This is a genomic window from Hwanghaeella grinnelliae (assembly GCF_004005845.1).
Taxonomy (GTDB): Bacteria; Pseudomonadota; Alphaproteobacteria; order UBA8366; family Aestuariispiraceae; genus Hwanghaeella; species Hwanghaeella grinnelliae.
On record NZ_SADE01000001.1, the window covers coordinates 1,710,914 to 1,733,189 of the forward strand.

General features: G+C 59.0%; 23 protein-coding genes. 8 read left to right on the forward strand and 15 right to left on the reverse strand.

What is annotated here, in order from left to right:
• Nucleotides 1-11: 11 nt before the first annotated feature.
• A complete protein-coding gene (locus EOI86_RS07920; RefSeq protein ID WP_205032103.1) occupies nt 12-806 on the reverse strand; it encodes a matrixin family metalloprotease in 795 nt (264 codons plus the stop codon).
• 342 nt (nt 807-1,148) lie between these two features.
• On the opposite strand from EOI86_RS07920, the gene parC reads away from it, so the two are divergent.
• The 5 genes from parC to EOI86_RS07945 all read left to right on the forward strand — a co-directional run bounded on the left by parC (nt 1,149) and on the right by EOI86_RS07945 (nt 5,549).
• Nucleotides 1,149-3,377, forward strand: coding sequence for a DNA topoisomerase IV subunit A (parC, locus tag EOI86_RS07925; protein WP_127764539.1), 2,229 nt, complete (start codon nt 1,149-1,151; stop codon nt 3,375-3,377).
• Between the two features lie 104 nt (nt 3,378-3,481).
• The gene (locus EOI86_RS07930; RefSeq protein WP_127764540.1) at nt 3,482-3,907 is read left to right on the forward strand and encodes a hypothetical protein; all 426 of its coding nucleotides are present in this window, start codon (nt 3,482-3,484) and stop codon (nt 3,905-3,907) included.
• Between the two features lie 2 nt (nt 3,908-3,909).
• On the forward strand, nt 3,910-4,305 hold the full coding sequence (locus EOI86_RS07935; RefSeq protein ID WP_127764541.1) for a hypothetical protein: 396 nt from the start codon (nt 3,910-3,912) through the stop codon (nt 4,303-4,305).
• A 337-nt stretch (nt 4,306-4,642) separates the two neighbouring features.
• Nucleotides 4,643-5,074 carry a nuclear transport factor 2 family protein gene (locus tag EOI86_RS07940; RefSeq protein WP_127764542.1) on the forward strand — a complete coding sequence of 144 codons (432 nt, stop codon included), beginning with the start codon at nt 4,643-4,645 and terminating at the stop codon, nt 5,072-5,074.
• A 79-nt stretch (nt 5,075-5,153) separates the two neighbouring features.
• On the forward strand, nt 5,154-5,549 hold the full coding sequence (locus EOI86_RS07945) for a cupin domain-containing protein (protein ID WP_240035587.1): 396 nt from the start codon (nt 5,154-5,156) through the stop codon (nt 5,547-5,549).
• An 86-nt stretch (nt 5,550-5,635) separates the two neighbouring features.
• Here EOI86_RS07945 and EOI86_RS07950 read toward each other — a convergent pair whose 3' ends face one another.
• Nucleotides 5,636-5,959: a DUF1330 domain-containing protein gene (locus EOI86_RS07950; protein WP_127764543.1), complete on the reverse strand. Its 324-nt coding sequence runs from the start codon at nt 5,957-5,959 to the stop codon at nt 5,636-5,638.
• 24 nt (nt 5,960-5,983) lie between these two features.
• Nucleotides 5,984-6,382 (reverse strand): hypothetical protein, encoded by a 399-nt coding sequence (locus EOI86_RS07955; RefSeq protein ID WP_127764544.1) that lies wholly within the window; start codon nt 6,380-6,382, stop codon nt 5,984-5,986.
• A gap of 132 nt (nt 6,383-6,514) precedes the next feature.
• Between EOI86_RS07955 and EOI86_RS07960 the strand changes: the two genes are divergently transcribed.
• On the forward strand, nt 6,515-7,318 hold the full coding sequence (locus EOI86_RS07960; protein WP_127764545.1) for a helix-turn-helix domain-containing protein: 804 nt from the start codon (nt 6,515-6,517) through the stop codon (nt 7,316-7,318).
• A 48-nt stretch (nt 7,319-7,366) separates the two neighbouring features.
• Here EOI86_RS07960 and EOI86_RS24885 read toward each other — a convergent pair whose 3' ends face one another.
• Nucleotides 7,367-9,247, reverse strand: a complete 1,881-nt coding sequence (locus EOI86_RS24885; protein WP_127764546.1) for a hypothetical protein — start codon at nt 9,245-9,247, stop codon at nt 7,367-7,369.
• 537 nt (nt 9,248-9,784) lie between these two features.
• Between EOI86_RS24885 and EOI86_RS07970 the strand changes: the two genes are divergently transcribed.
• A complete protein-coding gene (locus EOI86_RS07970) occupies nt 9,785-10,252 on the forward strand; it encodes an Lrp/AsnC family transcriptional regulator (protein ID WP_127764547.1) in 468 nt (155 codons plus the stop codon).
• Nucleotides 10,253-10,303: 51 nt separating this feature from the next.
• On the opposite strand, the gene EOI86_RS07975 is transcribed toward EOI86_RS07970, so the two are convergent.
• The 9 genes from EOI86_RS07975 to EOI86_RS08015 form a co-directional block, all read right to left on the reverse strand.
• Nucleotides 10,304-12,112: a TRAP transporter large permease gene (locus EOI86_RS07975; protein WP_127764548.1), complete on the reverse strand. Its 1,809-nt coding sequence runs from the start codon at nt 12,110-12,112 to the stop codon at nt 10,304-10,306.
• Nucleotide 12,113: 1 nt separating this feature from the next.
• Nucleotides 12,114-12,656 (reverse strand): TRAP transporter small permease subunit, encoded by a 543-nt coding sequence (locus EOI86_RS07980; RefSeq protein ID WP_240035588.1) that lies wholly within the window; start codon nt 12,654-12,656, stop codon nt 12,114-12,116.
• Between the two features lie 210 nt (nt 12,657-12,866).
• Nucleotides 12,867-13,970, reverse strand: coding sequence for a TRAP transporter substrate-binding protein (locus EOI86_RS07985; protein ID WP_127764549.1), 1,104 nt, complete (start codon nt 13,968-13,970; stop codon nt 12,867-12,869).
• Nucleotides 13,971-14,239: 269 nt separating this feature from the next.
• Nucleotides 14,240-14,983: an arginyltransferase gene (locus tag EOI86_RS07990; protein WP_275668583.1), complete on the reverse strand. Its 744-nt coding sequence runs from the start codon at nt 14,981-14,983 to the stop codon at nt 14,240-14,242.
• A gap of 165 nt (nt 14,984-15,148) precedes the next feature.
• Nucleotides 15,149-15,772, reverse strand: a complete 624-nt coding sequence (locus tag EOI86_RS24920) for an RDD family protein (protein ID WP_127764550.1) — start codon at nt 15,770-15,772, stop codon at nt 15,149-15,151.
• A gap of 42 nt (nt 15,773-15,814) precedes the next feature.
• Nucleotides 15,815-16,756, reverse strand: a complete 942-nt coding sequence (locus tag EOI86_RS08000; protein ID WP_127764551.1) for a flagellar motor protein MotB — start codon at nt 16,754-16,756, stop codon at nt 15,815-15,817.
• Nucleotides 16,757-16,774: 18 nt separating this feature from the next.
• Nucleotides 16,775-17,680: a flagellar motor protein MotB gene (locus EOI86_RS08005; protein ID WP_127764552.1), complete on the reverse strand. Its 906-nt coding sequence runs from the start codon at nt 17,678-17,680 to the stop codon at nt 16,775-16,777.
• A gap of 85 nt (nt 17,681-17,765) precedes the next feature.
• Nucleotides 17,766-18,629 (reverse strand): flagellar motor stator protein MotA, encoded by an 864-nt coding sequence (gene motA / locus EOI86_RS08010; protein ID WP_127764553.1) that lies wholly within the window; start codon nt 18,627-18,629, stop codon nt 17,766-17,768.
• A 96-nt stretch (nt 18,630-18,725) separates the two neighbouring features.
• Nucleotides 18,726-19,550, reverse strand: coding sequence for a class I SAM-dependent methyltransferase (locus EOI86_RS08015; RefSeq protein ID WP_127764554.1), 825 nt, complete (start codon nt 19,548-19,550; stop codon nt 18,726-18,728).
• 247 nt (nt 19,551-19,797) lie between these two features.
• Between EOI86_RS08015 and EOI86_RS08020 the strand changes: the two genes are divergently transcribed.
• Nucleotides 19,798-20,289, forward strand: coding sequence for a flavin reductase family protein (locus tag EOI86_RS08020; RefSeq protein WP_127764555.1), 492 nt, complete (start codon nt 19,798-19,800; stop codon nt 20,287-20,289).
• A gap of 52 nt (nt 20,290-20,341) precedes the next feature.
• Here the strand turns inward: EOI86_RS08020 and EOI86_RS08025 are convergent, their stop codons facing one another.
• The gene (locus EOI86_RS08025; protein ID WP_127764556.1) at nt 20,342-20,899 is read right to left on the reverse strand and encodes a hypothetical protein; all 558 of its coding nucleotides are present in this window, start codon (nt 20,897-20,899) and stop codon (nt 20,342-20,344) included.
• 102 nt (nt 20,900-21,001) lie between these two features.
• Nucleotides 21,002-22,231 (reverse strand): threonine ammonia-lyase, encoded by a 1,230-nt coding sequence (locus EOI86_RS08030; RefSeq protein ID WP_127764557.1) that lies wholly within the window; start codon nt 22,229-22,231, stop codon nt 21,002-21,004.
• Nucleotides 22,232-22,276 lie beyond the last annotated feature (45 nt).

The window sequence follows — 22,276 nt, forward strand, 5'->3', positions numbered from 1 at the left end:
ACGCCCGATGATCAAGCCAGTTCAAATGGCGCGATGATTGGCGGTGTGGAACTGAAGGGCCTCATCAATCTAATAGGGGTTCCATTGATGTTTGTGATCTCACCTTTCCAAACACCTTCATACAAGGTTCTCAGATCGGCCTTGTCCTCTGCAGTCAGGACGCTGTCGGAACCGTAGTTCATAATTGAGAACCGCTTGTGAGTTCCGAAAATTTCACTAGGCCATGCAGTCTCACTGACATTTGCAAAAAAATGGCGAAGTCCGAACACATGGCCAAGTTCATGGATCATCGTCTCCACCTGCTCTTGTCGGCTTTGCTGGAACATTTGCGGGTAAAGAACCAGCTCATGACGTCCACCGTCTGGAAAGAATGCGCTGGCAAGCACGCATCCATTGATGTCGCAATCGTCGGCAGTCCGCATAACGACTTCAAAATCGGATCGATCGGACCGTTCCGAAAAGCGCACCGGAACGGCATCACCCCATAGGGTCAGCGCTTCGGCCATCAATGTCCGGATGTAGTTTTTTGCCCCATCAGGATCAATGAAGGCGCTCATTGAACGGTCCTGAAAACGCCAACGCAGTGTCGTATTTCGAGCCCACAGGGGAACGAATCCTTCAGACGCGTCAACTACGATCTCCAGTGGCGAACGTCCCTCGGGGCTTGCCTGGCCGAGTTTGTCTGTTGCACAGACATGGTTCTTGGATCGACCATAGAGATGAATATGCGGTGCGCGGGCCTTCCCGGCTTCTTGAGAGTCCATCAACAAGATTGCTTTGTCCGGCAACTGACCTTTTCGTGACATCGTTTTCTCCTTTTCACGGTTGGTTCAAGTTCATGGCTGCATACCCAACGGCACGGCATCGATTTCCAAAATCACGTTCTCAACCGTGACCCCTGGCGTTGAAAAATCTTCTCAACTGACAAGGCGTTTTGAAGCAACCTCAAATTACATTTCGAAACAAATAATAACATTTAGCTGTTTAGATTACCAGGATACCGTTCTTGGATATCCCACTTCCTGAAGGTCTGGTGGCCGCCAAATGCAAGGATCGATGAAATAGTATGGAGATTGGATTCGAGACGTCGGTTCGGAGTTGCTCAGCCCCGCCGCGCTAAATACAATATCTGGTAGGGAGTTTGTATCATGAGCACATCATCTGAACCTGCAGCTGAAGTTAAGATCACCCCGCTCGCGGATGCCTTGTCCGAGCGGTATCTGGCTTACGCGCTGTCCACCATCACGTCCCGGTCGCTGCCCGATGTGCGCGACGGGCTGAAGCCCGTGCATCGGCGCCTGCTGCATGCGATGCGGGAATTGAAGCTCAATCCGGATACCGGGTACAAGAAATGCGCCCGCATCGTTGGGGACGTCATGGGTAAATATCACCCCCATGGCGACCAGGCGATCTATGACGCGATGGTGCGTCTAGCCCAGGAATTCGCGGTCCGGTATCCGCTGGTCGACGGGCAGGGTAATTTCGGCAATATCGACGGCGATAACGCGGCGGCCATGCGCTACACCGAAGCGCGCATGACCGAGGTCGCGCGGCTGCTGCTGGAAGGGATCGACGAGAACGCGGTCGACTTCCGTTCGACCTATGACGGTGAGGGTGAGGAACCGGTGGTTCTTCCCTCCGCCTTCCCGAATCTGCTGGCGAATGGCTCGTCGGGCATCGCGGTCGGCATGGCGACCAGCATCCCGCCGCATAACGTGGCTGAGTTGTGTGACGCGCTGCAGCACCTGATCAAATCGCCGAACGCGACCTTCGAAAAACTTGTTGAACTGGTCCCGGGCCCTGATTTCCCGACCGGTGGTATTTTGTGCGAAGACCGCGCGACGGTCTTGGAGGCCTATCGCACCGGTAAGGGCAGCTTCCGCATGCGCGCCCGGTGGGAGGTCGAAAAGCTGAAGGGCGGGCTGTGGCAGGTTGTGGTCACGGAAGTCCCCTATCAAGTTCAAAAGGCGAAACTGATTGAACGCATTGCCGATCTGATCCAATTGCGGAAAATTCCGGCGTTGGGGGATATCCGCGACGAGTCGGCGGAAGACGTCCGAATCGTCCTGGAACCGAAATCGCGCAATGTGGAACCGGATGTGCTGATGGAAGCGCTGTTCCGGGCGAGTGATCTGGAAGCGCGCTTCTCCCTGAACCTCAATGTTCTGACCGAAAAGGGGAAGGTGCCTCAGGTGCTCGACCTGCGGGCGACGCTTTGGGAATACCTGAACCATCGGCGTGACGTACTGCTGCGGCGGAGCAACTACCGCCTGGACCAGATCGCCCGGCGGCTGGAAATCCTGGAAGGCTATCTGGTCTGCTATCTCAATCTGGATGAGGTCATCCGCATCATCCGGGAGGAGGACGAGCCGAAGCAGAGCTTGATCAAGACCTTCAACCTGACCGACCTGCAGGCGGAATCGATCCTGAACATGCGGTTGCGGTCGCTGCGCAAGCTGGAAGAACTGGAAATTCGCAGCGAGCATGACAAGCTGACGGCGGAACAGACGGAATTGCGGACCCTTGTCGGAGACGAGGAGCTGCAGTGGAAGTCCATCTCCACGGAACTCGGCAAGCTGAAGAAGACCTTCGCGAAGGACACCCCGCTTGGCCGCCGCCGCACGGATATCGGTGAGGCGCCGACCGCCGTCGTCGTGCCCTTGGAAGCGATGATCGAACGCGAACCGGTGACCGTGGTCCTGTCGGCCAAGGGCTGGGTCCGGGGTATGAAGGGGCATCTGGGCGAGGATGCCGACATCAAGTTCAAGGAAGGCGATGGCCCGCGCTTCCAGATGCATGCGCAAACCACGGACAAACTGCTGATTTTTGCGACCAACGGCCGGTTCTACACCATCGGCGTGGACAAACTGCCGGGCGGGCGCGGCCATGGTGAACCGCTGCGTCTTCAGCTCGACCTGAAGAATGATCAGGACATCGTCAACATCATGATCTATGCACCGGACCGGCGCCTTCTTGTCGCCAGTTCCGATGGCCGCGGCTTCCTGGTCGAGGAGAACGAGGTCGTTGCCCAAACCCGGAGCGGCAAGCAGGTTCTAAACGTCGCCGGGGATGCGGAGGCAGCGGTCTGCACGCCGGCCGAAGGCAATATGGTGGCGGTGATCGGCGACAACAGGAAACTGCTGGTCTTCGGCATAGAGGATATGCCGGTGATGACCCGGGGACGCGGTGTTATTCTGCAAAAATACCGCGACGGCGGCATGAGCGACGTAAAAGTCTTCAAGCGCGAAGAAGGCCTGACTTGGAAATCCGGTGACCGGACGCGGACCCAGACCGACTTGGTCGGTTGGGAAGGGAAACGCGCCCAGGCGGGGCGGATGCCGCCCGCCGGCTTCCCGCGGTCGAATAAATTCTCCTGACGACCGGTACGTCGAAAGGAAATTTGATGGATATTTTTTGTTTTCCAGGCCTGTTTTGATCGTATAAACGACTCTCGTAGCGATTTTTCATTGTGGGGGTAAGCATGCGGTCATTCATCGTTCTTGTATCTACGGCACTATTGTTGACGGGGTGTGCGACTTGGTCATCGACCAGTGTCGACAAGCCGGATGCACCTGCGAAGCAGCAGGTGTCCACGACCCAGCAGGCATCCACGACAGCCGGGGCCGAGACGACCGCGACGAAAGCGCCCGAAGATATCATCGTCACCGATGAGGACATCACGGATCGCGCTTATGAATCGCTGGGCGACATCACTGCGACGGTGAACAAGACGACAATATTCAACGCTGACCCGACGCCTGAAATGGTTGAGGTGGAATTGCGTGAAAAGGCGGCAGAGCTCGGGGCGGACGCGGTTGTTCTGGTGCGCTATGGCAATGCCGGGGTCAGCCTGTTCAGTTGGGGCTCGCTTGAAGGGAAGGGCCGAGCCGTCCGCTTCGTGGAGTGAACGTGACACGGGCTGTGGCTTTTGCCGTCGCAGCAACGATGCTTGTGGCTTGCGCCCGAAACGCGCCTGCGTTGCCGAAGGATTCTTCCTCGATCAACGCTGAGGGCTCCCTCTCGACCGAAGATTTTTCCGACGCCGACATCGCCATGAGTTGCGAGCAAATTGACGTGGAACAAGACCGTATCCGCACTGATGCAGCCGCATATGGTCAGGAAATTGCGAAAAACCGGGGCCAGAACCAGGCGGCGGGATATGTGGCGGGGGTATTGTTTCCCCCGGCGCTTCTGGCCACGGTTCACAATGACGCCGAGAAAGCCGAACTGGATGCTTTGCAGGCGCGGTTTGATGTGATCCAAGCGTTGAAACGCGTGAAGAACTGCCCCTCCAAACTGACCTGACCTGCTAATTCTTAGGACGCTCCGGCCGGCTTGATAACAAGGGGGCGGAAAGGCGATCTATCGAATCCCGAAGTATGATTTCGGGTTTCTATTGGCGCGTCAGTCGAATCCGATTTTAAAACGACTGGTGCGTTTTCGTTGGACGTACTTGTAGGTCTTGGGACGCGGATCCGTAGGAACTGTCTTATGGTGGCCGTCGGGTTTTACCGGACTTCGGTTCGGGCGCTATACTGTCATGCAAGTTACATCCAATGACGTCAAAATAGTGCTGTCGGCGTAGGAACAGAATGTTCCGCCGAGCGGGACGCCGTCAGTTACCTACGAATGAGGGGTTCGTATGAATTTGATATCCGGAGACGAGGAAAATGTCTTCCGCCGTCTTATTGAGGCGTATTTCGGCTGTTTCATGCGGCACGACCTTGTCGGGCTTCGTGCCTTGCATGTGACGGATGGCGATTTCATCCATTTCGATCATGAATATGACCGTGACTCATTGGGGCTTGCGGATTTCTTGAAGAACGCAAAGCGCGGTTTCGAGCAACGCGCGACGGCTGGCAGCGATTATGCGCCGATCGAGATCCTGGATTTCCGGGCCTATGCGGATCACTCCGCGGCATTGTTGGTTGCCGCGTTACGGAAACAGCATTTATCCAACGGCTATCTTCGCGCGACCTTCGTCTTGTCTAAGGAACGCGGCGCCTGGCGCTTTCGGCATGTCCATTTCTCCCAAGATCCGAACACTCTTGCTGAACTGGCTGTTGCGTCCTGACGTAATCCGGCCCTAGCCTGTTAAATCGATAAAGGCGGCCGGGTGTCTACCGGCCCGAAAACAGGCAGGAGGATGCGCCATGGACGGCGGCATGAACAAGGCAGCTTGGAAATTCAACGTGCAGCAACAAGAGGACGCCGAGTTCAAGGGCGACGGGCTGCGTCCCTATTTCGAATATCGCGACCTGGGCATCAAGGATGCCACGAACGGCGATTTCCACGCCCATATCATCCGCGCTACCGGCAAGGAATGCACCAGCACGGGGAAGCATTCCCACGATCTCAACTTCCAGATGGTCTACGTCCTGAAAGGATGGGCGAAATTCTATTTCGAGGGGGAGGGCGAAGTCGTCCTGAAGGCCGGCGCCTGCATGAACCAGCGCCCCGGAATCGTTCATGACCTGATCGAGTTCTCGGACGATATTGAAATGCTGGAGATCACCTCTCCCGCAGAATTCGGCACCGATCCGGCGTAAGCGGCAACGAAATCACAAGAAAAGGCCCGGAGCACAATGCCGGGCCTTTTTTGTTTTGCCGTGCCTACCGTCGGCGCGGCCGGCGCTCAAGCCGTTAGGATATCGGTTGCCTTGTGATCGGAGCCGACACCGTCGATCAGAAAGACGTCGCCACTGGAATGCCGCCGGCGGAGGGGAAGGATTTGTCTGTATTCCGGTGACTCGTACCAAGCTTGTGCCTGATCCCGATCTGGGAAGGCGATGACGATCATGTCTCCTTGGAACAAGCCTTCAAGGTGATGTTTCTCCCCGCCATGGATGATGAATTCTCCCTGGTAGGGCGTGAGTGTTGCATCGATCCGGTCGAGATAGGCGATGATCTCTTCGCCCATCTCGACATCGCGTAAATGACCAATGGCGTAACAGGTCATGATCTTCCTCCAATTGATCTTGTGTCAGGCTGGGGTCCAGATATGTCGCGATGCGGCGCTCTCCAGCCAGGCCAGTATCGCGACGACAACGGCCTGGGCGGTCAGGAACAACCAGCCCAACGGGTTGGGGGTGATAATCCCCAGGACCGGCAGGACCAGACTTGCCAGGACCCAGGCAACGTTGCCCAGGACAACCAAGGACGCCGCCCAGGCTGGAACGGGCATGAGCCGTGCGCAGACGGCCATGAAACCCGCGACGGGTAGCAAGACTGCCCCGGCCCAGAAAAGCAGCGGCGCCGTAATGTCCGTCAGGCGCCCCAACGGGACCGATGCTGCGATCAACAACACACCCATGGCGGCGCAGGTTACGGCGTCAATCGCCAAGAGCGTCCGAAGAGGCAGGCGTGCGGCGGGGTTTGTCATGGTTATCTCCTCTAATCGAATTGCAGGCGCCGTCAGGGCGACCCGAGGACCGGAAGATGAGAAGAATGTGTTCTGGTGTCGATTACCTCACAGGTAATAGGCTAGCGGCGGAATACGGATTAAGACGAGGCTATGAAGACAGGATCGATAACTGCGGGCGAATTGCTGCGCGACTGGCGGCAGAGGCGGCGGCTGAGCCAGTTGGCTTTGGCGGCGGACGCCGACATCTCGCAACGGCATCTGAGTTTCATGGAATCCGGGCGCTCGAAGCCGAGCCGCGACATGGTCTTGCGCCTGACCGGGCATTTGGACGTGCCCTTGCGGGACCGTAACGCCATCCTCACCGCGGCCGGGTACGCGCCGCATTATCCACAGCATCCCTTGGACGCGCCCGAACTCTCAATGGCGCGTGAAACGGTCGAGCGCATTCTGCACGGCCATATGCCGCATCCGGCGCTGGCGGTGGACCGGCATTGGACATTGCTGGCCGGAAACGACGCCGTGACGGCAATGCTGGCCGGTGTCGCGCCGCATCTGTTGGAGGGCGAGGTGAACGCGCTGCGGGTGAGCCTCCACCCGGATGGTCTGGCTCCCCGCATTTTGAACATCCACGAATGGCGAGGCCATATCCTGCACCGTCTGTCCCATGACATCGAGAAATGCGCCGATCCGGTGCTGGTCGCGCTGTATGACGAGTTGAAATCCTACCCTGTGCCGGGACAGGCCGGGCCGATGCGCACCGACCCGGCGCAGGAAGGGCGGATCGCCGTGCCGCTGCGTCTGAAAGGGGAGAGCAGTCCGCTTTCCTTCCTCAGCACGACGACCGTTTTTGGAACGGCGGTGGATGTCACTCTGTCGGAAGTAACGATCGAAGCCTTTTTCCCTGCGGATGAAGATACGGCGCATGCAATGGCCGCGTTGGCCGGCCGCCCCTAGAAAAAGACCCGGGTGCTTTCCCGGGCCATTTTTCAATCATACGCGGAACTATCGGCGCCGTCGCCGTCTCAGCACCAACAAGCCGGCGATCCCCATGCCGAGCAAGGGCAGGGCGGCGGGCAGGGGCACGGCGGTGACGTTGGCCAGTATGAATTGCGTTTCGCCCAGACCAAGCTCCACGTCGAAAATACCGAGATCGCCGAAGGCCGCGCTGAAGGTGGTTCCGTCTTCCGGGATCAGCGTCGCGAAGACGGATAGCCCGGCCATATCCAACGGCAAGGCCGTCAGGAAGCCGGTACCGCCGGACAGCGGATCGACGCCCAGTCCTGCGCCGGACACGATCTCTTCCGTCAGGTTGCTGAACAAAAGTACGTCGAAGCCGACGAAATCGCCGCCGCCGAAGCCGTTATCCAACCGCGTGATCGCGCCCAATGCACCGGTCGGGAAGTCCGGCACCAAGCCTTGCGACCGCAGGCCGTTCGCGCTCACTCCATCCAGGAAACCGGCAAGGCCGACATCCGGCAACGTTCCTTGAACCGGCCCCAACAGCATGAATGGTGTTTCGGTGCTTCCAAGTACGAACGGATTGATCCCGCGCGGACCGGTGAAGGTTTCGGTCCTGGTGCCGGTTTGCAGGATATTGTTCAGGTCGACGACGGTGTTCGATGCAACAAGAAAGCGTCCTTGGCCGCCGCTGAAGCCACCAAGACCTCCGGCGCTGCCGCCGACTGTGGAAACTTGCGTCGGGGTGAAGGTGCCTGGATTGATCTCCAACACCGAGGCGGAAAGCTTCACCGTGCCCCCGCCGCCGCCGGCGCCGTGTCCGCCATCGCCACCTAGGCCGCCATCACCGCCGTTGCCGCCTGCGCCGCCCGCTTCCCCATCGTCGTCGGTAACCTGGAGCCTTAGACCCGGATCTCCACGATCCACAGTGTTCGATGCCGTCCCGCCCGCTTGGGCGTCGCCGCCATTCGCCGAGATAACGGAATCGAAGACGCGCATCAGGCCGAGGGCTTCGAACGCAACGGCTCCGCCGCCTGCGCCGCCATCGCCGCCATCGCCGCCCCTGCCGCCATTCCCGCCATCGCCGCCCGGCCCGCCGTCGACGCCGTCGGGCTGCGCGGGACTAAGTATCGACCCCGGACTTTCCGAACCGCCGCCGCCGCCGCCGCCGCCACCGCCGCCGCCGCCGCCGGAACCGGCCGCGCCGCCACCGCCACCGCTGCCTGCCCTCAAGACGTTGCCTGCCAGGTTGTTGCTGCCACCTCTTGCATTTCCACCATCCCGGCCGTCCGCGCCGTCCTCGCCATCGGTGCCATCAGTGCCCGCGGACCTGCTGCCGCCGGCGCCGAAGGAGCCTTCGTCGCCCCCTGAACCGCCGTTTCCGCCGGAAAAGCCGCCGATCCCGCCTTGCGTGCCGCCAAATCCGTCTCCCCCGGTGGAGACCCCGGTTGACGTGGCAAGTCGGCCATTGGAGCCTTCATTGCCGTCTTCGCCGCGTTTCCCATTGTCAATTTCCAAGCCTGGCACGCGGCCACCGCCTTCACCGCCTGCACCCCCGTCACCGCCTGCGCCGCCCGCGCCGCCCAAACCGCCGGAACCGCCCGACCCCCCGCCCGCTTGGCCGGCCTGGACGTTCACATCAGTGTTGATGACCAACATGTTGGTGCGGGACCGAATTATGAGCGGCGCATTTCCGACGACATCGATCGTGTCGGAGTTCATGACGACCTCATCGAAGGTGAAGACGCGGACGCCGTTCTCCGTTGTTACGGTCGGATTGCCGAAGAAGCTGGAATTGCCGTCCCCGATGTCGAAGGTGCCGGTTGTCGTGTCGAAGGTGACCGTCCCCGCCCAGGAGGTCTGCGCCATGGCGCAGACGGTGGTCAAAGACACGCTTGCGGCCAACAGGCATTTGCGGAGAGACATGGATCTATTCCTTAAAAAGGTTACGAGCGGAAGCCCGTCGATGGGTTCCTTCTTCTGTTCGCAATTATCCACAATTCGGCAACGATGTATCTGCCATTCACCCAGCAGAATCCTGCCACTTGTCGATGTATGTTGATAATTAGGAGTATTATTAAAAACAGCTATTTAGAGAGAATTCCATGCTTCGCGCAGGGAGTTACGCATCGGATTTTAGAGGTAATCCGATGACGGCAAGAAATATCAAAAAAAAGTCCGGTTACGGGCTTGTTTCCGACAACGGGCAGCTGGTGGCGAAGGGCGGCGGTTAGCCGCCTTGTCACCCGATGATGATTGCGCCGACGATGCCGCATCCGCACCAACTCTCTGCTGATCCGGACCTGCGATCCGTCCAACTCTGCCTGAGCCGGAGGAATTCGCTGCTATCAGCGCGTATGACGTAATCGTCACTCGATAACATTAGAAAGGTACGTTGACTTCGTCAGGCAAGAGTCCGTAGCTATGTGAGAAAATTTCTCAAAAAGAGGGGGCGCTTGTCAGATGGAGGTCACTTCGACGGATGCGAAGATTCTCAACGCGCTTCAAGAGGATGCCCGGATAGGTCTCGAGACGCTTGCCGAGATGACCGGACTTTCCACGGCCACGGTCCAACGGCATTTGAAGAGGATGCGGGAGGACGGCACCATCGTGCAAGAGGTTGTCCTGGTCGATCCCGCGAAGGTCGGTCAAGGGATGACCATGGTCGTGATGGTCGAGCTTGAGCGAGAACGACTGGACCAGATCGACCAATTCACCCGGCGTGTCACGGCCGACCCGAATGTGCAGCAATGCTACTACATCACCGGAGAGGCGGATTTCTGCCTGGTTTGCACCGCGCGCGATATCGAGGATTTCGAGAGGCTGACACACCGCCTTTTCTTCCATGATGCGAATGTACGCCGCTTCCGCACGTCGGTCGTGATGAGCAGGAAGAAGGCCGGCCTGAACGTCCCTGTGGTCGTCGAATAAAAAAGGCCCCCGAAACCGGGGGCCTTTCCTAATAGATGCTATTGCGATCGATCAGACGAAGGTGGAGCCGAAGATCACCTGCGGCAGCCAGTTCGCCAGACCTGGGAAATAGGCCAGGATGCACAGCGCGAGGATCTGGATCAGCACGAAGGGGAGAACCCCGCGATAGATATCCATCGTCGTCACTGAAGGCGGTGCGACGCCCCGCAGATAGAACAGCGCGAAGCCGAAGGGCGGCGTCAGGAACGACGTCTGCAGGTTCATCGCCATCATCACACCCAGCCAGACCGGACTGATGAAATCGTTGGCCAGCAGAACCGGCGCGACGATCGGCACGACGACGAAGGTGATTTCGATGAAGTCCAGGAAAAAGCCCAGAACGAACATCACGATCATCACGACGAGGATGGCGCCCCATTCTCCGCCCGGTATGCCGGTCAGGAATTCATGCACCATGTCGTCGCCGCCCAGGCCGCGGAAGACAAGGCTGAACAAAGCGGCGCCTATCAGGATGGTGAAAACCATGGCGCTGATTTCCATCGTGCCGCGGTTCACCATGCGCAGAATGCCTGCCGCCCAGACCCGCCACATTGAAACCAGAATGCCCCATGCCAGTATGACGGCGCCTGCGGCACAGGCCAGAATGGCAAGCATGTCGGTTGTCGGGATATCATCGCGACGGATACGTAGATCGACGGAATTGGCCAGGAACAGCATCATCACCAGCGACAGGGCCGCGATGTAGATCGGTGAATTGCCTTTCGCGTCCAATGCCGAGAGAATGCCGCGCATGCCACCCACGCGGGTTAGGAACGCGAAGCCGATTGCCGTGACGACACCGGCGATCCAACGCGGGGTTTCCCCTTCAAGCAATTCGTTGCCCAGGATAGCGCCCAACAGGAAGCCGATCAGCATCGCGCCTGCGGTACGGCTGAATGTGCCGAACCGCGCCGGTTTGGCCGTCAACATGACGTAATCCATGTTGAGTTCCTTGACCCGCAACCCGGCTAACAGGGTCGCGCCCACGGCGCCGACGGCCGCTGCTTCGGTCGGCGTCGCGACACCGGCCAGAATCGAACCCAGAACCGCGACGATCAGGACGACCGGCGGCACCAGCGCGTGCAGGATCTTGGACCCCATATTCTCTTCGGCCAGTTCTTCCGCCGGAATGGCGGGCGAGGATTCAGGCTTCAGCCAAGCCATCAGGATTTGATAACACAGATAGAAACCGACCAGCATCAGGCCTGGAAGCAGTGCGCCGGCGAACAGATCGCCGACCGAAACCGGTTCCGGCGACCAATTCCCTGCCTCACGCTGGGCGTCCACATAGGCGTTGGAAATCTGGTCGCCCAGAATGACGAGCACGATGGAGGGCGGAATGATCTGACCCAATGTCCCAGCCGCGCAAATCGAACCGCAGGCAAGGGAAGGGGAGTAGTTCCGGCGCAGCATGGTCGGCAGGGACAGAAGCCCCATGGTAACGACAGTGGCGCCCACGATACCGGTGGAAGCCGCCAGCAGCATGCCGACGACGGTCACGGAATAACCGACGCCGCCGCGCAGCGACCCGAACAGCTTGCCCATGGTGTCCAGCAGCTCTTCGGCCACCTTTGAACGCTCGAGCATGACGCCCATGAAGACGAAGAGCGGCACGGCGAGCAGCACTTCGTTCCAGATGGCGCTGCCGAAAACGCGGTTCGGCAGGGCGCTGACATAAGACATGTCGAACACGCCCAAGGACCAGCCGATCAAGGCAAAGAGAAGTCCCGTGCCGGCCAAGGTGAAAGCCACCGGAAAGCCCAGCATCAAGAAGACGCAGGCGACGGCGAACATCAGAAGATCGAGAATTTCCGCCAACATATCAGATACCCTCGTGCTCTTCGTCGGATTTGGGCGTTTCACGGCCCGCCAGGACGTTCAGAGAATGAATAATGATGGACACACCTTGCAGAGACATCAGGACACAGAAAACGGGGATCGCCGTTTTCAGGATAAAGCGGGCGGGGATGCCGCTTGTCTCGTTCGACCCTTCCAATTGCGCCCAGGAGTTTTGGACATAGGGAAGGACGTAGATGAACAACGCGGTGCAAACCGGGATCAAGAAGAACAGAACGCCGAAGATGTCGATCTTGGCTTTCGTCTCAGGACTGGCTTCGCGATAGAAGATGTCGACCCGCACATGGCCGTCATGCAGCAAGGCGTACGAAGCGCCCAGCATGAACACGAAGCCGTGCAGATACAGGATCGATTCCTGCATGAAGATGGAGCCATAACCGAATATGTAGCGCAGTACGACGACCGCAAATTGGACCAGGACCATAAGCATGGCCATCCAGGCAACCGACATACCGAGTGCCTGGTTGAAGTTGTCGATTAACCGCGCAATGCGCGTCAGTGCGTTCACCGCAATCCCCCTGGGCGCGTCCGCCCGGCTGTTCACGTCAAATTTGTCGTCTTTCTAGGGCGCGAAATCCCGTACTTGCAAGCCGCCGGCGATCAAACGTCGTCAATGCGGACCTGGCGCGACGGAGGGGCGTGTCATTCCGGCCCTTGAAGAAAAGGGGTCCGCGCCATTCCAGCACGGACCCCGATCCATAGCGCACGAAGGCCGTACTTAGCCTTGTTCGTATTTGAACGGCAGCAGACGCGCGTTCATGTAGGCCTGATCCGCAATCTTGGCCCAGGAAATCGACTGCTTGCGGAACGAAATGAAGCTTTCGTAGATCCGCTTGCTGATGTCGTCGACTTCCGCGACTTCCGCCACAACCTTGCCGGAGGCTTCGCCAATGGCGTTCAGGACGTCTTCCGGCATCTGGCGCAGCTGCACGCCGTGCTTGTTGATCAGCGTGTTCAGGGCGTCGTTGTTGCGCGCGTTGAATTCCGCGAAGGAGCGGTTGTTCTCGCCCGCGGCGCAAGCCTGGATCAGCGCCTTGTCGGCGGCGGAGAAGCTGTCCCAAACGCCGGTGTTGATACCAACGGCCAGCGACGAACCCGGCTCATGGAAGCCCGGCCAGTAGTAGTATTTCGTGACCTTGTAGAAGCCGAAGGCCAGATCGTTCCACGGGCCGACCCACTCGGTGGCGTCGATGGCGCCTGACTGCAGCGAGGGGAAGATTTCCCCGCCCGGCAGCGCGATTGCCGAGGCGCCGATGCGGCGCAGCACTTCGCCGCCCAGACCCGGCATGCGGATCTTCAAGCCCTTGAAGTCTTCCAGGCTCTTGATTTCCTTGTTGAACCAGCCGCCCATCTGAACGCCGGTATTGCCGCAGGGCAGGCCCTTGATGTTGAACTGGGCGCCGAGCTCGTCCCACAATTCCTGACCACCGCCATAGTAGATCCAGGAGTCGATTTCGTTGGCCGTGAAGCCATAAGGCACGGCGGTGAAGAAGTTGTAGGCCTTGTGCTTGCCCTGCCAGTAATAATCGGCCCCGTGATACATATCGGCGGCGCCGGTGGAAACGGCATCGAAGCTTTCGAACGGCGGAACCAGCTCGCCGGCGGCGAACAATTTGACCGTCAAGCGCCCGTCTGTCGCGGCGGTGACGCTGTCAGCGAAGCGCTGCGCGCCGGTGCCGAGGCCCGGGAAATTCTTCGGCCAGGTGGTGACCAGCTTCAATTCGCGCTTGCCTTGCGCGATGGCCGGTGAGGCGAGGGTGGAAACCGCAGCGGCTGCACCGGCGACGGCGGTCGCGCCCTTCAAAAATTGGCGACGTTTCATGGACATGATTCTCCCAGTTATCGTTTCAGGTTGTTGAGCCGGTTAATCCGTTCCCCCTCAACAGCGTTCGGGCACGTAACATCCCCTATCCTGCTGTGGGTGTTTCTCAACACTCCCCTGACTGAAGGGTTATACGGATTTTGCGTGATTGGGCAACAGAAGAGGCGTCTTATAAACACCGCATATTCTGGTGGTTTTCTTGCGTTTCAAGCAGGATATGAACAATTTCAATCTGTCGCGTTTCGCAGCGGCGAAAGATCACGGAAATGTCAGGAGCGGGGCGGTTCTTCGGGCGTTTCCGCGGCATGCCATCCGGCGGGACCGAAGACTTCCAATGGACTGAAGCGCCGTTTGTACGCCATTTTCTGACTGTCATCGATCCAGAAGCCCAGATAGACGTGGCGCAGGCCCTGTCGGCGGGCCTCTTGCACCAGCCAAAGGATCATATGGCTGCCGAGGCTTCGGCTGTTCATGTCCGGTTCGAAGAAGCTGTACACGGCGGAAAATCCGTCGCGCAGTTTGTCGGTCAGACAGGCAGCGACCAGTTTACCGTCCGGTGTCCTGAATTCCACCAAACCGGTATCGACGGGACTGGCGGTGACCAAGTTGACGTAATCGCGGGCGGTCATGTTCGCCATGTCGCCGTCGCCATGGCGGCTTTCGACATAGCGCCGGAAAAGGTCGAATTGCTCTTCGCTGACCCGCGCCCCGATATCCTGCGCCGTCAGGTCGTCATTGGTCTTCAAGACCCGACGCCAGGACCGGGTGAAGTCGAACTCGCTGGCAACAATGCGCACGGGAATACAACTGTTACAGCCGGTGCAGACGGGCCGATACATGATGTGATGCGAACGGCGGAAACCAGCCTCGCCCAGTCGTTCAAATACGTTCTGCGCGCTTGGGCCGGACAGTTCCGTGAACAATTGCTGTTCCATGCGGCCGGGCAAATAGGGGCAAGTCATCGGCGCGGACCGATGAAACAGGATCGGGTCGAGGTTTCTTTGGATCGACACGAGTTTCTTTGCCTAAACCCTTATTATCATGCGAACTAAATGCGCAAACGACGTTCCCTCTACCGAACGGTAGCAGGTCCGGCGATCAAAGACCATGACGGTTTTCGCATGTTTGGTCGCGCATTCGATCGTATCATCGGCCGTGCAGGTTTCATGCCGAATGGATCAGCCGCGAATGATCTTGGTGCCGCTCAGTATATCGTGCAGGCAGCGGCTGCGATCGTCGAACAGGCACCACAGCAGCAGCAATCCCGATGTCGCCAAGGTCAGATAGAACAAGGCGGTCAAAATGAAGGCCTGCAGCGGATCCGGTCTCGTTCCGTCGGTTTCCCTGACGACCTTAAGACCCAGGGCCCGCATACCCAGGGTGCCCTGCGCGGAGGAAGCGATCATGCCGGTGTGATACAGCAGCGGCAGAACCGGAATTACGGCGAAAAGGGCCGGGGCCAAGGTGAACAGCGACATGGCGCTGAACACTAGGGCGAGGGGCCAGATCATCAGCAGAAGCGTAAAGTCGATCGCATAGGCGATGACGCGCCGTCCGATGATGCCTTCCGACTCGGCAATTTCCTGCTGGTAATCGGCCTCATTGACCGTTTTTCCTAGGTTGAACCGTGTGTTTCTCGATCCGCCGAGCCGTTCGGGCCCGTCACCGTTCGAATTGGGAAGGCTGCGCTCGCTCAGGGTTTCCTCCGCATGTCTCGGGTTGTTCGATACGCGCTTTAACAGGGATAGAAATGGGGTTGGCCGGGCAATCCCGCAACCCGCAAGGATTTCTAGCCCCCAAATGCACCCCTTGTTTCAGACAGGCAGGCGACCCGCTGACCCGGCCTATTCCAGGGCGGGTGGGCCGACGCCGGTCTCGAACAGGGACGGCGGTGAGGTGGCGCTCGCGCCGAGCGCGGAATCGTTTGCCATGCGTAGAAGAATGACGGAAAGCCTGCGGTTTTCAGGCGCGTCTGGGGCTTCGGGATTGGCCAGGTCGCTGGTGCCCTTTCCGACCACGGTGTCGAACTTCTGACCCGGGACGCCATAGGCGACCAAGGCCCGGCGGGCCGCATTGGCGCGATGCAGCGATAGCTCCCAGTTTTCCAGCGGCTCGCTCTCCTCGCCCGTATGGCCCTGGACCGTGATCATGTTCGGCAGGCGGGTGATGAATTGCGACATCAGTTTCAAAGCGTTCCGGGCATGCTCCGTCAGTTGGTCGGTGCCTTCCTCGAAGCTGGATTCGGAATCGTGATCGATGACCTGGATGCTCAATCCCTCTTCGGTGATCGCCACTTTCAGGGATCGCTTCAGGTCCTGAAGCTCATTCGGCAACTCATCGATGGATTTTTCCAGGATCTCCTTAATCTTGGAGAATGTCTGTTCTTCCGCTTGGGCGTCGACGCGGCCGACATCGCCTGAACTGATTTCCTGTTTACGGCCCGATGCCTCATTGCCGGTGTCCAGGTTGGTCTGGGAGGCTGAATCGGAATCGAGAAACGCCTGGGTCGAGGTCACTTCCATCGGGCCCGGGTCGTTCGCGGTGGCGCCGCCGAAAATACCGCCGGAACCGCTTGTGCTCGGCGTTGTGCGCAGGGTCGGCTGGAAATAGTTGGCCAAGCCGTCCCGGACTTCCTCGGAGGTCGCATTGAGCAGCCAGAGCAGCAGGAAGAACGCCATCATCGCAGTCACGAAATCCGCATAGGCGATTTTCCAGGCCCCGCCATGCGCGCCCGCTTCCTGGATTTTCACCTTCTTGAAGATGATGTTGTCGTTATTCTCAGCCATTTCTCAATCGGTCCATGGTCAACCGCTATCACCCTTCGGTTTTTGCCGCATCAGCAAGATCGATATCCGGCGGTTCCGCGGTGCGTCCGGTTCCTGTATGTCCAACAGTTCGGTGTCGGCACGGCCGACGATCCTGCGGAACCGGTCCAACGGCAGGCCAGCCTCGACAAGCCAGCGCTGCGCCGCCGCTGCCTGATCCGCGGTCAATTCCCATTTGGTGTAGGCCGGAGAAATGGACCGATAGTTCGATCCATCCGTGTGGCCGGTAATGGCGATTTCGTTGGGCAATTCCGCAATGATCGACCCGACCAGGGCCAAAAGGCGCTTGGCGTAGCCGGTCAGCCGGGTGCTCTTGCCCTCGAACATGGACCTTTCGCGTTGATCCAGGATCTGAATGTCCAGTCCGTCCGGCGTCGGCGTCATCAGTAGGCTTTCTTGAAGTGCTGCCAGTTCAGGCGCTTCCTGCAGGGACTGCTGGATCTGCGCCATGGCGATCTCAATCGCTTCGTCGGCCTTTTCCGGTGTTTTCGTCTGGCCGGATTCCGGATTGGATTCGATCGGGCTTTTGCGTTCCTCGCCGGATTCCTCTCCCGCGGCTTCGTCGCCGAATGTCGGGATCTGTGTGGTGATCTTCGGGCGCGCGGAGGCGGATCGCAGGGCGCCTTCCGCCAATACTTCCAGCCCTTTCAGGGCTTCGCCGATCCCGGTCTTTTCCTCCGACACGTTGACCGGGGCGAAGAAGTCGGAAATGCCCTCCATCTGCTCTTCCGTCGTCGCGTTAAGCAACCAGAGCAACAGGAAGAAGGCCATCATCGCGGTGACAAAATCCGCATAGGCAATTTTCCACGCCCCGCCGTGTCCCTCGGCGGGGATTTTCTTTTTCTTCTTCAGTATTAGCGGTTTGTCTTCGAGCGTGTCTGCCATGAGACCTTAGTTTTACTGTTCCGCTAAGCCATTCCGCCGAACCGTTCCGTTAAGCCGGAGCGAGGGACGTTTGCCGCTGGTCCGCCTATTGCGGCGCCGGCAGGTTACCGCACGCTTCTTCCAGCTCCGCGAAGGTCGGTCGATTGTGATGCGCGACGGCCTTCCGTGCGAATTCCACCGAAACCTGCGGCGCATAGCCTTGAAGATGGGCGATGAGACCGGCCTTCATGCAGGTGAAATAGGACGCTTCGTCTTCCATCAACTGCTTGGCGGCGCTCGCCAAAGGCGCGAACCAACCATAACACAAAAGAATCCCCAAGAAGGTACCCACAAGTGCGCCCGCGATCAGCCCGCCCAGCACTTCCGGCGGCTCACTGATCGAGCCCATCGTCTTGATCACCCCCAGCACCGCGGCCACGATCCCCAGCGCCGGGAAACTTTCCGCCATATTCGTCAGGGCGTGGGAGATGGCATGGTCATCCTGGTGATGCAGGTCCAGTTCCTGATCCATCAGATCCGAGATTTCATGCGGGTTGTCCGACCCCAGCGTTAGCAGGCGGACATAATCGCAAAAGAACTCGGTCGCGTGGTGATCGTGATGAAACTTCGGAAATTCCGCGAAAAGCGTGCTGTCATGCGGGTTTTCCACATGCGCTTCCAACGCCAGCGCGCCTTTCTGTTTCATCAATTTGAAGACCTGGTACTGCATTGTCAGCAGTTCAAGGTAATCGTCCTTCTTGTATTTGGGGCCCTTGAAGACAGCCGCCAGCTTGCCGAACGCCGCTTTAACGACTCGGATCGGATTTGAAATGATGAAGGCGGAAATCCCCGAACCGAAGATAATAACCACTTCGAACGGTTGGTTCAGGACGGCAAGTTTGCCGCCCATCGCGACATAACTGCCGATAACGCACCCTACAACGGCCACCATGCCGATAATCGCGAACATGGGTTCTCCCTAGTCGGACCTGCCCAATAACTTGCAAGAATTAAATGAAGCGGTTTGATTCGTCTATCTTTTTACACGGCTTTATTGCCTTCTACATTAAAAACGCCAAATACGCAGTTGAGTTTCTCGTGAGTCGCCAACCAGAACTACTTCATCCGAAGTATCGCCGGAATCGGTAAAGGTATTACTAATAAGGATCGAGCCGGGGCGCATTTCCGCATTCGCCTTGGCGATTAGCCGGGGCATCGGTTCGCTCGACAGGAAGCAATAGACGGCGTCATACCGATGCAAATCCTCCGCCCATAAATTTCGGTAAACGATCCTGACATTGTCCAAACCGATCAGTTTTCCGCGCAGCCAGGCGATGGCGAAGACCAGCGGCGCCGTCTCCACACCGACGACTTCCGCATCGGAAAAGCGTCGCGCCAATGTGAAGGTGGTCTGTCCGAACCCGCAACCAAGGTCGATGATATGGCCATCCCGCGCGCCGGGCTGGTCATCTATGACGTCCGCCAAGGCTTTTTGCGCCGTGCCATTGGTGAGGTAGAGCGGAACGCGTTCCGAGCGGACATTCCAAAACAATCCGGCCAAGACAAGGATAAGCAGGGGGAATACCCAAGCGGGCACCGCTGCCAGCAGGGCAAGGGCAGCGGCCGGCGGGGCCAGGGCCGCCCCTACAGGCCACAACCCGCGCAGACCCATCAGAATGGCGCAGAGGGCGGCAATAACGGCCGCGGCGGCGGTGGCCAGCCAGCCGGGTGGAACGGCCTGGTCGCCGGGGACCTGGCCGGTCTTCAACAGTAGGATGCCGGCAGCAATCCCGACCAAGGCGGCCAGCAACACCCTGACGGTCCGCCCATGCAGAAATGGGCGGGGACGATCCGCTTGATCGGTTTGCTGATCGGAGGGAGAGGTTTCCATCGGTTTTCCGTCTCGGCAATGGACAGCGCTTTACGCCGCACATATATCAGCACCGGGCTTGGTTATTCGCCAGGATCGGGTTTGGGTAATCAGCGGTCGGCTGGTTCGACTGTCCGGAATCAGTGTTTAAGGTTCGGCGCGGTGCCGCAAGGCCCTTGATACCGCGCCGTTCGGCTTGTGGGATCCCATCGGGGGCTAACGTGGTTTCGATTGGGGCGTCGGTTTTGTTTAATCGTTCGGAGTTGGGATGACATTCGATCCGCGAACATTCCGCGATGCATGCGGCCATTTCGCGACCGGCGTGGTCGTCGCGACCTGTCTGGACGAGCAGGGCGCGCCGGCGGGCGTGACCGTGAATTCGTTCACATCGGTCTCGCTCGACCCGCCGTTGATCCTGTTTTGTTTGGATAACGGCGCCTATAGCCGGAAGGTCTTCACGAATGTGAAGCGCTTCGCGATCAACATGCTCTCCGGCAGCCAACAGGGACTTTCCACCACCTTCGCCCAATCCTTGGTCGACCGGTTCGACGGCGTCGCCTATTCCGCCGGCAAGGCGGGGGTTCCCTTGCTTGACGGCGCGCTGTGTCAGTTGGAATGCGTGGTGGAACATCGCTATCCCGGCGGGGATCATGAGATCATCGTCGGCCGGGTTACGGACCTGTCGGTCGACCACCCGGAAGAACGTCCGTTGATTTACTACAAGGGCCGGTATGACGCGCTGGCGAAGCGCAACAACTAAACGATCGGCCCTAGGGCGCGGCTTCGGCCTTGGGCGACCATCGACGTCGCGTTCATTTGTCCGATCTGTCCAGCGTGCTGCCGAAATTGAATCCCCGGTCTATTCGGGCTAGTTCCTTGGCGGCAGATTGCGCCAATATTTCAACATCTTTCGTGCTGAAAAACACGTCCCGCATTAAGGTTTCGGCCGAGGTTTGCTGATCCTTGTACTGGGCGTATAGAGCGAAGGAGAGCGCGGCGAGCCCGGTGATCGTCGTTTGCAGAACGGGTGAGCGGATCCATTGCAGGGACCCTTCCTCCTCGATCCTTTTTTTCAAGACAACACTCGCCGACGGCCATAGCACGACCAGGCCGGCCGCGGTTATGGAGAACCAGAAGAAGATCTTGTTGATCAGGGAGTAGCTCCACGCTTTGACGTAGATATCCGTGACCAGCAGGTGTTTTTTGGACGCTTCACCGTCGGCGTTTTCGGCAAGGCATCTGGAATATTTGAAAATCAGCTCGGCGCTGGTTTGCCGGACATCGTGGCTGTTGCATTCGGCCGGGGGCGCGCCATGCGCCGAAGCCGCTGTCAGAAACAGGAAAGAGATGATGAACAGGGCCGCCCGCATGTTTGCTCTCCTTGCTTTCGCTTATGCAAGAATAGCTGAAAAACAATGCGGTATCCAAATACGACGTCTGCGGCTCTGCTTGAAGCAATTGTTCGGAAGGGCCTATTCGGCGTAGTCCGACAACAGTTTGGTCTTGAACCCGGCGGCATTCAGACGTGTCAGGATTTCCTGAACATGATCGGAATCCCGGGTTTCCACCATGATGTCCAATTCCGCGTTCTTGACCGGTACGTCGAAGAACATGCGCTGATGCAGAACCTCGACGATATTCCCACCGGTGCGCCCGATATGATCCGTAACCTGGGCCAGGACGCCGGGCGCATCCTTGATCAGGACCCGGATGCGCACGAGGCGTTGGGCGCGTACCATCCCACGCATCAAAACCCCGGCCAGGATGCGGGAGTCGACATTGCTGCCGCAGACGACTAGGCCGACTTTCTTTCCGGCGAAGCGCCGGCTTTGGTTCAGAACCGCCGCCAGGGGCGCTGCGCCGGCGCCTTCGGTCAGGATCTTGCCGGTTTCCAGCATGGTTTGAACGGCGGCTTCCAGGGACGGTTCGTCAACCAGCAGGAAGTCGTCGACCAGGCGCTTGGCGATTTCGATATTGATTTCGCCTGGCGTCTTTACCGCGATCCCCTCGGCGATCGTGTCGCCGCCCATCTTCGGTTCCATCCCGTGGACGATCTGGTACATCGACGGATACAGCGCAGCCTCGACACCGATGATCTTGATCGAGGGTTTGATGGCCTTGGCGGCCGTCGCGATACCGCCGATCACCCCGCCGCCGCCGATCGGCACGACGATCATGTCCAGGTCGGGAAGGTCGGCCAGCAATTCCAGGCCGATCGTGCCTTGCCCGGCGACGATATAGGGGTCGGCATAGGGATGAACGAATGTCAGGTTTTCCTTCGCGGCAAGGTCCTTCGCGAAGGGTTCGGCGGCGTTGATGTTATCGCCGTGCAGCATGACGCGGGCGCCATGGGCCTGGGTCCGGGCGACTTTGGTGAACGGGGTTCCCTCCGGCATGACGATGGTGGCCGGGATGCCCAAGCGCTTGGCATGATACGCGACGCCTTGCGCATGGTTCCCGGCGGACATGGCGATGACGCCGTTTGCCTTCTGCTCGTCGCTGAGGGAGGTGAGCTTCACCAAGGCGCCACGGTCCTTGAAGGAACCGGTATGCTGCAAGGTCTCCAGTTTCAGGAAGATTTCCGCGCCGGTCAGTTCGGATAGCGGGCCGGACATATGGACAGGTGTGCGGACGACCTGTCCTTCGATGACCTTCGCCGCTTCCCGAATGTCGTCGATCGTAACGACATGATTTGCGTCCATAACCTGTATCTCCCGCTCTTTAAAACCCGCCCCGACTTGGTTGGA